Annotated in this window: 13 protein-coding genes; 2 read left to right on the top strand and 11 right to left on the bottom strand. The window is 62.1% G+C overall.

The features are described 5' to 3' along the window. Positions 1-10: 10 nt before the first annotated feature. Positions 11-2,152 (bottom strand): 4Fe-4S binding protein, encoded by a 2,142-nt coding sequence (locus tag KJP28_RS08205; protein ID WP_218392828.1) that lies wholly within the window; start codon positions 2,150-2,152, stop codon positions 11-13. 95 nt (positions 2,153-2,247) lie between these two features. Further along, a complete protein-coding gene (locus tag KJP28_RS08200) occupies positions 2,248-2,628 on the bottom strand; it encodes a hypothetical protein (RefSeq protein ID WP_218392076.1) in 381 nt (126 codons plus the stop codon). Positions 2,629-2,808: 180 nt separating this feature from the next. Between KJP28_RS08200 and KJP28_RS08195 the strand changes: the two genes are divergently transcribed. Next, positions 2,809-3,507 carry a Crp/Fnr family transcriptional regulator gene (locus tag KJP28_RS08195; RefSeq protein ID WP_218392075.1) on the top strand — a complete coding sequence of 233 codons (699 nt, stop codon included), beginning with the start codon at positions 2,809-2,811 and terminating at the stop codon, positions 3,505-3,507. 5 nt (positions 3,508-3,512) lie between these two features. Here KJP28_RS08195 and KJP28_RS08190 read toward each other — a convergent pair whose 3' ends face one another. From KJP28_RS08190 to KJP28_RS08150, 9 genes are all read right to left on the bottom strand, one after another. Then, positions 3,513-3,755, bottom strand: coding sequence for a cytochrome C oxidase subunit IV family protein (locus tag KJP28_RS08190; RefSeq protein ID WP_218392074.1), 243 nt, complete (start codon positions 3,753-3,755; stop codon positions 3,513-3,515). Next, positions 3,755-4,315, bottom strand: coding sequence for a cytochrome c oxidase subunit 3 (locus KJP28_RS08185; RefSeq protein WP_218392073.1), 561 nt, complete (start codon positions 4,313-4,315; stop codon positions 3,755-3,757). The genes KJP28_RS08190 and KJP28_RS08185 overlap by 1 nt, the downstream gene beginning before the upstream one ends. Continuing rightward, positions 4,312-6,276, bottom strand: a complete 1,965-nt coding sequence (locus tag KJP28_RS08180) for a nitric oxide reductase activation protein NorD (RefSeq protein ID WP_218392072.1) — start codon at positions 6,274-6,276, stop codon at positions 4,312-4,314. Before KJP28_RS08180 ends, KJP28_RS08185 begins: the two co-directional genes overlap by 4 nt. A gap of 8 nt (positions 6,277-6,284) precedes the next feature. Then, a complete protein-coding gene (locus KJP28_RS08175) occupies positions 6,285-7,091 on the bottom strand; it encodes a CbbQ/NirQ/NorQ/GpvN family protein (protein WP_218392071.1) in 807 nt (268 codons plus the stop codon). Between the two features lie 5 nt (positions 7,092-7,096). Continuing rightward, on the bottom strand, positions 7,097-8,482 hold the full coding sequence (locus KJP28_RS08170; protein WP_218392070.1) for a cbb3-type cytochrome c oxidase subunit I: 1,386 nt from the start codon (positions 8,480-8,482) through the stop codon (positions 7,097-7,099). 18 nt (positions 8,483-8,500) lie between these two features. Next, positions 8,501-8,953: a c-type cytochrome gene (locus tag KJP28_RS08165; protein WP_218392827.1), complete on the bottom strand. Its 453-nt coding sequence runs from the start codon at positions 8,951-8,953 to the stop codon at positions 8,501-8,503. A 94-nt stretch (positions 8,954-9,047) separates the two neighbouring features. Continuing rightward, on the bottom strand, positions 9,048-9,905 hold the full coding sequence (locus KJP28_RS08160) for an FAD:protein FMN transferase (RefSeq protein WP_218392069.1): 858 nt from the start codon (positions 9,903-9,905) through the stop codon (positions 9,048-9,050). Continuing rightward, on the bottom strand, positions 9,902-11,110 hold the full coding sequence (locus KJP28_RS08155; protein WP_218392068.1) for an NnrS family protein: 1,209 nt from the start codon (positions 11,108-11,110) through the stop codon (positions 9,902-9,904). The genes KJP28_RS08160 and KJP28_RS08155 overlap by 4 nt, the downstream gene beginning before the upstream one ends. Positions 11,111-11,124: 14 nt before the next feature. Then, entirely contained in the window at positions 11,125-13,152 is a 2,028-nt protein-coding gene (locus KJP28_RS08150) for a 4Fe-4S binding protein (protein ID WP_255552276.1), read from the bottom strand. Positions 13,153-13,267: 115 nt separating this feature from the next. On the opposite strand from KJP28_RS08150, the gene KJP28_RS08145 reads away from it, so the two are divergent. Beyond that, complete coding sequence (locus KJP28_RS08145; protein ID WP_218392067.1) at positions 13,268-15,025, top strand: cytochrome D1 domain-containing protein; 1,758 nt, start codon at positions 13,268-13,270, stop codon at positions 15,023-15,025. Positions 15,026-15,092: the final 67 nt, after the last annotated feature.

Below are 15,092 nucleotides of genomic sequence, written 5' to 3'. Positions count from 1 at the left end.
CTGTCTCCCGTCACTTGGTTTGAAGGTTTGGATGGTTTTCCAATCCGGTCCTCGATTTGAGGAACGCGGTCGGATCCGAGGTCGAGCCCTTGCGTTTGAGCTTCTTGATGACCACGGGGCATTTTGTTTCGGATTGGTAGAGCACCTGACAATGCATGCAGTTCAGGCATTCATTGGGGTTGATCTCGCCCGTCGGATGGATCGCCTGGACCATGCATTCGTTGGCGCAGGTCTGGCAGGGCGAGCCACATTCCTTGTAGCGTTTGAGCCAGTCGAACATCCGCAAGCGGGCCGGGATTGCGAGCGCAGCCCCCAGCGGGCAGAGGTAGCGGCAATAGAACCGCTCGACAAAAAGACCGGCGATCAGAAGCGCCGCGGCATAGGCCACGAAGGGCCAGGCCCGCACGAAGTTCAGAATGATCGCGGTTTTGAACGGCTCGACTTCGGCCAGATGCTCCGCTTGCTCGATCGAGGCGAGGGAGACGCCGAAGAGGCCAAGGAATATCATGTATTTGATCGGCCACAGGCGCTCGTGCAGCCCCCAGGGCAGCTTGATCTGCGGCACCTTCAGGGCACGCGCGATGTGATTGGTCAGCTCCTGCAACGCACCGAACGGGCACAGCCACCCGCAATAGGCCCCCCGGCCCCAGAAGAGGATTGCGGCGGCCACTGCGAACCAGAGGATGAACGTCAGCGGATCGAGCAGGAATGCCTGCCAGCTGAAGCTCGTGGTCAATGCACCGAACAGCGCCATGAGGTTCACCACGGACAGCTGCGCGTTGGCATACCAGCCGAGGAATACGAGCGTGATGGTCAGGAACGTATAGCGGAAAATCTTCACCGCCCGTTCGGACCGCGTGAGCTGCATCTGGAAGAAGAATGCGAGTGTCAGCACCACCAGCATCGAGCCAAGCACGGCGATTTCGAGCGTCTTGTCCTCCCAGATCTTCTTCCACAACGCCGCCTGCGCCGCAGACTCGCCCTCGTCTTTCGCCACGACAGCCGTGGTTTCCTCGGCCTGAGCAACGGGCGTCATGAAGGTCTGTGGAAGCTGGTAGCCGAGATCGTAGGTGGTGAAGACCTTTTCGATCGCCGCCACTTCGCGTTGCACCAGGAGTTGCAGGCGAAAAGGTTTGGTGGGGTCGAAGCCGCTGTCGGCGGGGATCTTGAACAGATCGCGCTCGGTGAACTCGGGCACGTCGTCAAGCGGGATCACCCCCATACGCCGATGTCCGCGGTCGCGAAAGCGCACAGACACGTCGTCCTGAATCAGCACGATCCGGTCGAAAATGCCGCCGCGCACGTAACCGGAACCCTTGAAGGAATAAAGTCCGCGTCCGACCACGGCGATGGCGTGCTCGCCCGGTTCCAGCCATTCCTGCAGGTTTGCGAAATCCGCCTCGCCCAGCACCGCGCGCCCGATGGCGGGCACGGACACCAGCGCCATTTGCATGTCGATGAAGGTTGCCTCGGGCGGTTCCGTCAGCGCGTATTTGTCCGTTCGCGGATCACCCATCGCGGCGAAGGAGGCATTGATCTGGCCGACGTCGAGAGAGAGGCGGCGCACGGTTCCGTCGCCTTCCATATCCATCCAGCTGTCCGGGGCTTCTGCGCCTGCGTCGATCTCGTATTGCGGCCCGGTTTCGATCTCTGCGCTGAGCCCGCCAAGTCCCAACGCACGCGCAACCTTCAGACCGGACCGGATGATCGAGTCGTCGATTACCATGATCGTGACGGTTGCGCCCGAAATGATCTCGAGATCGTGGCCCGAGCCACCCGCAGCGGCCTCATCCACCAGCGACAATCCACGGTAGTCGGCAGCGAGCTTCTTGATCTTGGAGTCGGGGATCCCGATCAGGACGATGGGTTCCGAGTGTTTGACAAGATCGACGCCCAGGATGACGGCGTTGTCGTCGACCGCGACCATCGTATGAATCGGCTTTCCGGAATATCCGGTCGTCCCCACGAAGTCGGACGTGACGAACACGTGGCCGACCTCTTCGCCGCCCGACAGAACCGGCGCAACCGGCACATCCTCCCGGATCGGACCGAAAGCATCGGCACCTTCGACCAAGGCGGCCGGGTCGACGTCGGGGAGAAACTGCGCCAGCACGTTCGCATTCGTCTGCGCCTGCGCCTGCGCCTGCGCCATGGTCGAAACCAGCACGGCGAGCGCAAGTGCGAACCAGACCTGAGCGAAGCGGAACCTACGGGTCCGAATGGCGGAGATGGAAAGGGCCTGCATGATTACACGACTTTCTGGCTTGGGGGGCCGCGCGACGGATATTCGACCTCTCGGGCGACCACCGAAGCGTTTCCGACCAGTTCGACCGCGACTTGCCCGGGACCCGAAAACGTGGCTGGACCGGGGTTTGTCGGGTCGACAAAAACGGAGACGAGCGTGCAATCTGCACAATGCGCACAGGAGGTGGTCGCGTCGTCGATCGGATCGCCATTGCGGTCGAGCGTGATGGCCTCGGCCTCGCCCGCCGTGCCGCAGATGACGATGGTCCGAGCGCCCGCCGCGCTGAGCGCATGTGCGGTTTTCGCGTAGCCGACAAAGCCCGTCGCGGCGATCAAGCTCGCCACGAGCGAAAGAATCAGAACTACCCTGTTTGCGCGTCTCATAGGCCCAGACCTAGGCCGAGCTCGGGGTCCCTACATTGATCAAAGTCAAAAAACTTGATTCGAAACAGCGTATTTTAAGTTATTGATAAGTCATAATATAATAGTTGAATATGTGGTTAAGTTCTAGACGGCGCTGCTCAAAAATGGCAACAGAAAAAGGACTTGTGACAGGGGGCAGAGATGGACAGCAAGGACCGCGAGATTGCGTTCGGTAGCCTGCTTCTGTCCGGTATGACGCCGGACATGCGCGACCAGCTTTGCGCACGTGCTTCACCGCATACGTTCGACCGCGGCGCGACGATATTCCTGCAAGGCGAACAGGCGCGCAGCATCTACATCGTCCTCGACGGCTGGGTGAAGCTTTACCGCATCGCGCCATCCGGCGCCGAGGCCGTGGTCGGTGTGTTCACCAAAGGCCGCAGTTTCGGTGAGGCCGTCGCCTTTCGGCACGACACTTATCCGGTCTCCGCCGAAGCCGTGACCTTTTCGCGTGTGATGCGCATCGAAGCAGCCGAATTCCTGCGCCAGATCGAACGCGACCCGTCGGTTGCCACGGCCATTCTGTCAGCCACGTTCACGCATCTTCACGCGCTGGTCGCTCAGGTCGAGGCCCTGAAATCCCGTTCCGGGGCACAGCGCGTGGCGGAGTTTCTCCTGGAACTGACCGATTGCGAAACGGGGTCCTGCACCATCCGCCTGCCGTATGACAAAGGTCTCATCGCGGGGCGTCTCGGCATGAAACCGGAAAGCCTGAGCCGGGCTTTCGCGAAGCTCAAGAACCACGGCGTCAAGGTCACGCAAAACGAAGCGACGATCGAAGATGTCGAGGTCTTGCAGGATATGGTGGACGACGACCCTGCAAGCGCATGGTCGCGCTAGGCGGATCACGTGAAGGCCGACAGCCCCATGATGGCGAGCATGAACAGACCCAGCACCAGCGAAAACCCGCGGCTCCAATCGGGAGCGCCGGCAAGGCCGAGATAGGCGCGCAAGACGACCCGCGCCTTGATCCAGGCCGCTACCAGAATGGCAAGCACCGCCCAAGTGGCCCCCTGCCCGAACACGGCGAGCGCCGTGGCCAGCGCCGACAGCGCCATGAGCGTGACCCAGGCCCGCGTCACATCCATCACACCCGACCTACCAGATAGAGCACCGGAAACAGAAGCAGCCAGACAAGGTCCACCATGTGCCAGAACTGCGCCCCGGTCTCGACCAGTCGCGGCTGGCATTTCCACGCGACGAGAGCGAAGATCACCAACCCGGCGATGACGTGGGCCGCGTGGAACCCGGTGAGCAAATAGTAGAAGGTGAAGAAACTGTGGGTTTCGAAATTGATGCCCGCCGCCGCCTTGTCGGCATATTCCGCCCCCTTGATCCATAGAAAGACCACACCCAGCGCCGCGGCGCCGCCGAGCGAGACGCGGGTTGCCCGTACTCGGCCTTTCTCGGCCAGACCGACGGCTCTGGCCGCAAGCCAGCCTGATGTGACCAGAACGACCGTGTTGACACCTGCGCCGACGGTGTGGAGCTGGGCCTGCGCGTCGGCAAACCCCGAGAGGTCGGTCAGACGCACTGCCGAAAAAACGATCAGCCCCGCGCCGAAGACGGCAAGCTCCGACATGATCAGTACCCACATCATGAACTCGCCCGGCAGCGCGTCTATAGCAGTGACGCGGGTCTCGCTCATCCGCCCACCAATTCGCGGTAGATACGCGGCAACTCCGTGGTCAGCCGGTCGGGGTTCGGAATGACCGCGAACCCTCCCTGACCGAAAATGCGTGGGAACCAGGCTTTGGCATTGCGGTCGACTGTTACACCGAACACCGCATGTCCGGCGCGCCGCGCCTCGAGCACCGCCATGCGGCTGTCTTCAATACCGTGGCGGCCCTCGTAGTGGTCCAGATCGTTGGGCTTGCCATCCGTGATGACCAGAAGCAGGCGCTTTTTCTGCCCCTGTTTGCTCAGGTCCGCCGAGACATGGCGCATGGCCGCCCCCAGCCGCGTATAAAATCCCGGTTTCAACGCCCCGATCCGCGCCTCGATGCTGCGGCTCATCGGTTCGTCAAAGCGCTTGGCCGTCTGCACATAGACCCGGTCGCGCTTGAGTGAGGAAAAGGCATGCACCGCGAACATATCGCCGCAGGCCTCTAGCCCCCAAGCCAGTGCGGACAACGCCTCGCGCTCCACGTCGATCACCGAACGGCCCTCGTGCCCATGGCCCGGGATCGCCGCTTCGGTGGAACGCGACACGTCGAGCAGAAGCGACACCGCAAGGTCGCGCTTTTCGGTCCGGCTCTGCAACCAGACACGATCCGTGCCTTGCCCGTTCGCGCGCAATTCCACCATTGAACGCACGGCGCGTTCCACGTCCAGATCGTCACCATCGGGGTGGCCGGATGTCACGACACGCCCCGGGCGCAAAGCTTCGAACTGCCGCTTCACGGCGCGGATGCGGCGCTTGGCGCGCGGGTCGGTCAGGCAGGCGGGCAGATCGTCCTCTTCTGCCACGAGGGGCGAGGACAGAACCCGGCAATGGTCCGGCAGGTAAGCTCCGGTGCGCACGTTCCACTCCGGATAGGTGGTCACGTCCGACAACCGCTCCGTGTCCACATCCTCGGGCGCGAGGTCCAGATGCAGCTTGAGTTTGGTCGCGGGCGCTTTCGAAATCTGCCCCAGCCCGATCTCGTCTTGGTCGTCCGCGGCCTTCTTGGCGTCCTCGTTGTCGTCTTCCTCGATGCGGCGATTGAGGTTCACGAACTCCGCGAAACTCAGAATGGCTTCGAACTTGTGCAGGATGAAACTGTCGGCGCGCTCGATCTGGTCCGATTTGCGCCGCCGCGCACGTCGTGCGGGGCCTTCGTCGGATGTCTCGGCCTCTCCCTCGGTATCGCGGCTCTCCACCGCCGCGCCGTCCGAACGGGTCAACTCCCGCAGATCCGGCCAAAGCACCACGGGGCGGAACGGGCGATAGCGGCGCGGGGCGACGATCGCGCCCACGTCGCCGTTTTCGACGCTGTCCCAGAATTGTCGCGCTCGTTCAGTCGGCAATGGGGCGCGATCTCCGAGCATCCGTCGCACGACCGCCTCGACATCCGCCTCGACCGGCGGCAGCGCGGGCACATGACGAAGCGCCAGCACCGCGCCGCACAAATCCTCATATAGTCGCGCATACCCTGGCGCTTCGGCCAGTGCATCCGACACGGTCCGATTTGCGTGGTGAAGTGTCAACAGATCGGCTCTCAGCGGATCGCTATCCACCGCCTGCCCCTCATTCGCGGACGCCGCCGCAGCCGCAAGCCAGAGATAGAGCGCAGCGTTGGCCTCGCGGGCAGGAAAAACGGCCAGACTTGCAGGTAGTCGCAATGCAGCTCCATCGAAACTGGCCCGAGGCACCACGTCAGCCCATGTCCCCAGACGGCGCTTGAGCGACAGTCGGTGATGCGAGTGTTCGGCAGGGGCCGGTTTGATCTCGACCGCGCCGCCTCCGCCCAGGCCACGAAAGAGAACTGCCAACCGCCCGCCGACCTCGGAGAGATCGACCCGGGCTCCATCGTGGACGTCAGGGGCGTCCAGGCGGCTGGCATATGCGTGCCACAGTTTCCCGACAGTTTCTTCGGGTTCCCATGGCTCGAATTCGACCTTTGTCATCGCTTGCCTCACCCGAAAGTGGCGGTGACGAGATCGAGGAGCCCTTGTTTCACGTCGGCGTCGTCCGTGAGCGGCTCGATCATCGCCGCAAGGATCGCACGTTCGACGGGCATTCCGTCACGGATCAGGGACGCGGCATAGATGATCAGTCGCGTCGAGACACCTTCCTCCAGATCCTGTCCCTTCAAGTCACGCAGCTTGGCGGCGAGCCGCACAAGAGGGCGCACGCGGTTCTCGTCCAACCCGCTCTCACGGACGACGATCGCGACTTCGTGGTCCATCGCGGGGAAGTCGAATTCGATCGACAGGAACCGCTGGCGGGTCGAGGGTTTCAGTGTTTTCAGGATATTCTGATATCCGGGGTTGTAGCTCGCCACGAGCATGAAACCCGGGGCCGCTTCAAGCTCTTCGCCTGTGCGGTCGATGGGCAAGATGCGCCGATCATCGGTCAGAGGGTGGAGAACCACCGTCACGTCTTTGCGAGCCTCGACAACCTCGTCGAGGTAACAGATCGCCCCTTCGCGCACCGCGCGGGTCAGTGGGCCGTCGACCCAGACCGTCTCGCCACCTTTCAACAGGTAGCGCCCAATCAGGTCAGCCGCCGACAGGTCATCATGACAGGCGACGGTGTAGAGCGGGCGTCCCAGCTTTGCGGCCATATGTGCCACGAAGCGCGTCTTGCCGCAGCCGGTCGGCCCCTTGAGAAGCAATGGCAGATCCTGCTTCGCCGCGACCTCGAACAACTCGCATTCATCGGTCTGGGGTTGGTAGAAGGGGGCTTTCGCCGCCCCCTCCAGTTTCGTTTGCGCGTTCATCTCGGTTACTCCGCGGGGGTTTCTTGAAGCCGGGCCTGTTCGACGGGGCCCGGATCGATGACCTCACGGCGTGGCTTCAGCACCGCGTAGATGAACAGGATCGCACCAAGGACCACGGCCACGCCCGAGCCGAAGCGCATGACGAAGAAGATCCAGAGTTGATCCTGCACGTCCATGAATCCTTCGCCGTTGACCCGTTGCAGGTGCGTCTGCACCGTGCCCGCAAACGTCAGCGTGAAGGTCATGAACACCACCCCACCCGACATCAGCCAGAAGGACGCCATGTTGAGCACCTGGTTGAACGGTTCACGACCCTTCAGGAGCGGCATGGCATAGGTGATGATCGCGAGGTTCAAGGCAACGTAAGCGCCATAGAACGCGAGGTGCCCGTGAGCGGCCGTGATCTGCGTGCCGTGGGTGTAGAAGTTCACCCCGTGCAGCGTGTGGAGGAACCCCCAGACGCCAGCGCCGAAGAAGGCGAGCGTGGCGCAGCCAAGTGACCACAGCAGAGCGGCCTTGTTCGGGTGGTCGCGACGCCCCTTCCAGACCATGACGAAGGCAAAGGCCATCATGGCGAAGAACGGAGCCACTTCCAGCGTCGAGAAGACAGAGCCAATCCACTGCCAGTAACCGGGCGTGCCGATCCAGTAGTAGTGGTGGCCGGTCCCGAGGATACCCGAGAACAGAGCGAGCGCGGCGATGACGTAGAGCCATTTCTCCACGACCTCACGGTCCACGCCGGTGAGCTTGAGCATCAGGAAGGCGAGGATCGAGGCCATCACCAGTTCCCATGTGCCTTCCACCCAGAGGTGAACCACGTACCACCAGTACTGCTTGTCGAGCGCAAGGTTCGCAGGGTTGTAGAACGCGAAGAGGAACAAGAGCGCGAGACCCCACAGGCCCAACAAAAGAATGTTGGTGATCGCGGTCTTGCGGCCTTTGAGCACTGTCATCGAGATGTTGTAGAGAAAGATCAGCGCCGCGACGACGATGCCTGCCTTTACCCATTTGGGTTGCTCGAGGAACTCGCGCCCCTCTTTGCCCAGTAGCCAGTTGCCCTCGAACAGGTTGAACACATAGGTGAACACCACACCCGCCGTGCCGAGCACGAAGATCGCGAGTTGCAGATAGGCCAGTTTGGGCGAATGGATGTCTCGCTCGCTCTCTTCGGGCACGAGATAGTAGGCCGCGCCGAAGAAGCCCAGAAGCAGCCAGACGATCAGGCTGTTGGAGTGCAGCATGCGCAGCACGTTGAAAGGCAGGATATCGTGGAGGAAGTTCCCGTCCACATAAACCCAGCCCATTGTCAGACCCACGGTCACCTGCACCGCGAAAAGGATCATCGCGACCAGGAAATACCAGAAGGCGATTTTCTGTGTTGGATATTTCATATGACTGTCTCCTCGGCCTTATCCGGCCTCGTTCGGCGGCCAGTCCTGGTTGCGGATCGTGTTGGTCCACAGCAGGAAATCGGCGAGCGCCTGATATTCTTCGTCGGTCAGACCGAAATACGGCATCTGGCGACGCCCTTCGATTTCGGTCGGCATGGCTTCCATCCAGCCCTTGAGTGCATCGAACGCACCCTCGTGGTCGCCCTCCATGCCCCAACGCTCCATGACGTTGCCAAGCTCGGGGGCGTAGTAGGCGCCCTCGCCCAGAATTGTGTGACAATTGACGCAACCGTGGGTTTCCCACAGGTGTTTGCCGTGCTTGACGCTTTCGGTCAGCGTCGCGGTATCCGTCGATTCCTTGACGATATACCGATGCGAATGAGCCGAGAGGCCCAAGAAAATGAGAATGAAGAACAATGACCCGCCATAGAAGATATTCCGGGCCATGCTCTTCGTCATGACTTCGCGCATCGCGCTCATCCTTCCTCCGTTAAAGTTACCCCTCGGAAGTGGACGCAAGCGCGAGTCGGCTCCTTAACAAAAGTCAACGGGTTGGAAATTTCGCCTATGTTCTGAGCACGAGTGACGCGTCGGGCCATTGGGTAAGCGTCTCCGTGATCTCATGCTCTTGCATCAGGCAAAACGCCGTGGACAGTCCGTCCGCGACAGCGGCACTCGACGCGGCCACAGACACTGTGCGCCAACGTATGGATCGACCATCGGGGTGGAAGATATGGGGTGCGGCATCCGGACCGATCAGGGTTGCGCGCGGTGAAGACGTCGCGATGCATCGGTCACGCAACACGATCTGCCGCAATACCCGGTCATCGTCACCGACGATATCCACCGGCAAGCCCTGCCCCATCGCCACGATTTCACCCGCATCGACCACCACGTCCTGATACCCGGCCTCGCGGATCAGCTCCGCAAGCAGATCCGCGGCATAGCCCTGTGCGACCCCGTTGAAGGTCAGCGCCATACCTTCGGGAAGGCGTATGCCTCGGTCGCGGTCGATCTTCGACCAGCCGAATGGCACATCGGTCCGCCGGCCCTGCGCTTGAGCGAGCCACGCGCTCTGCACCGTGGGATCGAACGCCCCGCCCGTGGTCGCGTGGAGCCGGTCCGACAACGCTATCATCTCGGCGATGAATGGCGATGGATGTGCGAGCAGACCTGTCTCGTTCAGCCGCACCAGTTCCGAAGCACGATGGAGCGACAAGGCGCTTTCAAGCCGGTCGAGTTGCGCCGCGATCCGTTGTCCCAACCGCCAGATATCTCGCTCGTTCGCACCACGCAGGCTGACGACGACCTCGGCGCCCAGCGCCCTGCCCCGCCAGACCGACGTCGATGGGCTGGCGCACGTCGGCCCCGCGACCGCCGCACATGCACTGAGCGCGATAAAGCGGCGACGGCTGAGTGTCATGCCGCTGCTCCTTGGACACGTGCGTCCATGCGTTCGCCCCAGAACACTGGCCAGAGGGCGACTGTGTAGAGCGTGAACAGCACGATCCACAGCCCGCCTGAGATCAGAATTGCAGGAATGTAGATGTCCGGATAGGCCGAGCCTGCATAGCGAACCAATGCCGCGACGGGGATGAGCGCATAGGCGATGACGACAGGTCCGGGCGCGTGCAACGACCGCCCCGAGTGCCCGATCGCAGCCCGCGACATGACCGAGACCGTCATGCCGCCGATTCCGCCTATGGCCAGCAGATGCAGCGCCGCGACCTCGGACCCAACGCCGAATTGCGCAAACCCAAGCGCGATCAATCCGGCGGCGTTGAAGGCGTAGGAGACGTGAAGTGTCCAGACGATCGGATCGCGCCGCGCCCAGAGGCTTCGCCACATCGTCATTCGCCCCAGCGCCACCAATCCGGCCGCTATGGCGAAAGCGCCCGGCACCGATACGGGCAAAGGCAGAGCCATCGTCAGCGCCGCAAGAATGGCGAGCGCGATGCCGGCGCCGGCCAGCAACATCGGGTTGCGCGGAAGACCGTCCTCAAGTCCAATCCGTTTCATCGCATTGCCCGTGAACGCCGGCGTCACGCGCCCCCCAAGGATCGCGATCAGCGCGGCAAGCGCCAGGAGGCCGACACGCTGCCCCCTGGCCTCGGTCGCCGTGAGACCCAGCCATTCCAGATGCACCAGGAGGTTCCCGGTCCAGACCAAGGCGATAACGCCCAAGATCATCATCTGCGGCGGCTTTGGGCGCTTGATGAGCATGGCAAACACTTTGCCCGCCACCAGCGGCAGGAACGCCAGGTCAAAGAGGGCGACGACACCGCCGGGCAGGCTCGCCGACCACCAGATCGCCATTCGGCCCGCCAGCCATACGGCGGAGAGGGTAACGAAATAAGCAACCGATGCATCGCGCGCCTTGACCCAGTTCGGCGCGGCGGTGAGCAGAAATCCCGCCACTGCTACCGATCCGTAACCGAACAAGAGCTCGTGCCCGTGCCATAGATGAGGCGCCATCGCAAAAGGCGCACCCGCGACACTGCCTCCCGAAGCATGGATTGCGAGCCAACCCTCCCAGACGATCATCGAAAATACCGCGGACAAGCCGGCGAGCAGGAAAAAGATCCTGTAGCCCGCAGAAAACAGCCGCCTTACATCGTCTCGCCGCATCTCTTCTCTCCTCGTCACGCCGCCGACCGCTGTCGGCGCTTGAGCACCGGGCAGGTCGTGGCGTCGTTTATCATCACCTGACAGCGCAAGCACAGGACACATTCGTTGGGATTGATCCGGCCCACATTGTCGATCGCCCCCACGGTGCACTTCGTTTCGCACAATCGACATTCCCGGCCGCACTGCGGCCTTCGGTGCAGCCAGTCGAAGATCTTGAGCTTCGCGGGGATCGCCAACCCTGCCCCCAACGGGCAGAGATAGCGGCAATAGAAACGCTCGATGAACAGCCCTGCACCCAGGACCGCCAGAACGAACAATACGAACGGCCACGCCCGGACAAACCGCATCGAGATCGCGGTCTTGAACGGCTCGACCTCGGCCATGACCAAGGCTTTTTCCATGGAGTAGAACGACAGGGCCACGAGACCGACGAAGGCGGTGTATTTCAGGATCCAGAGGCGTTCATGCAATGCCGACGGCACGGCGACCTGCTTCACGCCCAGCTTCTGTGCCGCGGCGTTCGTCAGTTCCTGAAGGGCGCCGAACGGGCACAACCAGCCGCAGTAAATGCCACGGCCCCAGAACAGAAGCCCCAGCGCCACGAAGGACCACAGCATGAAGATCACCGGCTCGATCAGGAACGTCTCCCACCGGAACCCATCCAGAAGCGAATGAAGAAATGCGATCACCTGCACGACGCTCAACTGTCCGCCCAGCCCCCAACCGAGCACGACCAGAGTGACGGCTAGGAAACTGAGGCGAAAGACGCGATAAAGACTGGCGCGCCGAACCAGCCATTCCTGGGCCAGGACGACCGCGAACAGGACGATCAGCATGAGCGCCACGACGACGATATGAACGACCGACTCCCGCCACGCGCTGCGCCAGAGCGGCTCTGGTTCCGGCGGCGGGGCCGTGCGCAGACTTTCCGGGAGCAAATACTCGGTCGATAGGGTCGTGGCGACGTCGCCACCATCTTCTGCGGGTCGCGAAGCCCGGACTTCGACGGTCAAGGGTTCCAGCGGATCGAAGCTTGCCGGGAGTTTGAAAAGGCTGATTTCCTTCAGTTCCGGTGCGCCCTCGATCCTGAGCCGCGTGACGAGATTAAAGTCTTCGGCCCTTGGCGTGTGACTGTTATCGCCTTGGCGAATGGTCAGCCGATTGAACACGCCGTCACGCCGCCACGCAGTGCCGCGATGGGAATAAAGCCCGCGTGACATCACGATCAGCACGGCTTCGCCCGGGTCCAACGCGCCAATGGCAGCGGTGTATCCCTGCTGGCCCAAAAGGTTCTGACCCACCGTTGGCGGGTCCGCGAGACCGGCCCAGAGGTGCAGAAAGTCGCCGTCCCCCTGCGGGATCGCGACTTTGGCACCATCAAGCGCACGCGCCGCGTCGGTCATCGACAGGCGAACCTCCGACAGGGCGCCCATGGCGACAAGGTCATCCCATGAGGCGTCATGCCACGACAGGCGGTCGATTCCTGCCTCCGCCTGGATCAGGCCCCGCCCGAACGCTAATGTCCTTGCCGTCCGCAAGATACTGTCACGTATCACGCCCGTGGACACGGTTGCGCGGCTGATGATCTTCGGAAGGCCGTCGTCATCGCGACCGGCTTGGCGCAGGTCGTAACCGGCGAAGCCCGACACGTAGGCCGAAATGTCGGCATCCGAAATGCCAAGGGTCAACACCGGTTCGTTGTGCCGGATCAACTGCGCCCCGGTGATGATCGCATCAGGGCCGATGCCCACCAGCACCTCAAGCGGCCTGCCGGAGTATCCTACCGATTCCGCGATTTCCCATGTCGACCCGACATGGCCCAGGACTGCGTCGCCCTGACGCAGGGTCCATCCCGGAACCCCCTCGTCCACCCGCGCGACGGTGACAGATGCTGCGTCTTCGGCTCCGAGGATCTCGGCAAGAGTTTCGACGTCGGGCGCATCATTGTCCTGCGCAACAAGGGGTCCGGTGGCCAAAAGGGCCACAAGAACAAGTCGCGTCGCGCAAAGCCGAAAAAGTCGCAGCATGGAGTCACGTTTCATTACCTGCGCCCCTTCTCGGCCGGACCGCACGTGATCGCCTTAACGAAAGTCAAGGAGCGACTCTCACGGCCCCGTTACCAAGAACCTGCCTCACCTCTCTAACGGAGAAAATTCGATGATTTCCCGCACACCAAAGCTACGGCGCGTGTTGATGACGACGGCGGCTGCGTCGCTCGTCATTCTCGGTGCGCCTGCCATGGCCCAGGATCCTGAAGAGGACCATGCCAGCGGTCCGGCCGCGGCCTATGAGCCTTCGATGACGACCCTGGCCGAGATCCAGGTCGAGATCCCCGGTCGCAAGGACGGCGACCCGGTGATGACGCAGGAGGAATTCCAGCAAGGCACCGAGATCTATTTCCAACGTTGTGCAGGTTGCCACGGCGTGTTGCGCAAAGGTGCGACCGGCAAACCGCTGACCACCGACATCACCCGCGAGAACGGCTACGATTATCTTCACAGCTTCATCACCTACGGCTCCCCGGCCGGGATGCCGAACTGGGGGACATCGGGCGAACTGACCGAGGAAGAGATCGACCTCATGGCCCGTTACATCCTGCTCGATCCGCCCGCGCCGCCGGAGTGGGGCATGGACAAGATGCGTGAGAGCTGGAACGTCGTGGTCGCGCCCGAAGATCGTCCGACCGAGAAGATGAACGATATCGACATCGACAACCTGATGTCGGTGACGCTTCGCGACTCCGGTCAGATCGCGCTGATCGACGGCGCCACCTACGAAATGCACGCCGTGATCGACACGGGGTACGCGGTCCATATCTCGAGGATTTCCGCATCCGGCCGGTATCTCTTCGTCATCGGACGAGATGCTCTGGTGAACATGATCGACCTCTGGATGGAGACCCCCTCGACGGTGGCCCAGATCAAGGTCGGCATGGAAGCACGCTCTGTCGAAACGTCGAAGATGGAAGGCTATGAGGACAAATACGCCATTGCCGGCGCTTATTGGCCTCCGCAATACGTCATCATGGACGGCGACACGCTGGAACCGCTGAAGATCAAGTCCACCCGTGGCATGATCTATGACGAGCAGACCTATCACCCCGAACCCCGCGTCGCGGCGATCCTTTCGAGCCACTACCGGCCTGAATTCATCGTCAACGTGAAGGAAACCGGGAAGATCCTGCTGGTCGACTACACCGACCTGGAAAACCTCACGACGACGGAAATCGAAGCCGAACGTTTCCTCCATGATGGCGGTCTCGACTCGACACACCGCTATTTCATCACCGCGGCGAATGCCCGGAACAAGCTCGTCGTGATCGACACCAAGGAAGGGAAACTGACCGCCATCACGGAAACCGACGGTCTGACCCCGCACCCGGGTCGTGGCGCGAATTTCGTGCACCCTGACTTCGGGCCGGTATGGGCCACGTCTCACCTGGGCGACGAAAGTGTCGCGCTGATCGGGACCGACCCAGAAGGCCACGCGGACAACGCCTGGAAGATCGTGGATACGTTCTACGCTCTCGGAGGCGGGTCGCTGTTCATCAAGACCCACCCCGAAAGCGACAACCTCTACGTCGATGCGCCGCTGAACCCGGATGCGGAAACCTCGGCATCCGTCGCGGTGTTCAAGATTTCCGAGCTCTCGGCCGATGCGGATCCGGAATACACCACGCTCCCGATCGGCGAATGGGCCGGTATCGCAGACGGTCAACCGCGCGTCGTGCAGCCGGAATTTAACAAGGCGGGCGACGAAGTCTGGTTCTCGGTCTGGAACGCCAAGGACAAAGAAAGCGCCATCGTCGTGGTGGACGACAAGACGCTGGAACTGAAAGAGGTCATCAAAGACCCGCGCCTGATCACGCCGACAGGCAAGTTCAACGTCTACAACACACGGGCTGACGTCTACTGATGCAAGCTTCGGGCGGGGGTCGAGCCTCCATTCTATCCCCGCCCGTATTCCCTTTCATTCAGTTTCT

This window comes from Maritimibacter dapengensis, assembly GCF_019218265.1.
GTDB classification, from domain to species: domain Bacteria; phylum Pseudomonadota; class Alphaproteobacteria; order Rhodobacterales; family Rhodobacteraceae; genus Maritimibacter; species Maritimibacter dapengensis.
This window is presented reverse-complemented; position numbering and strand designations above follow the sequence as displayed.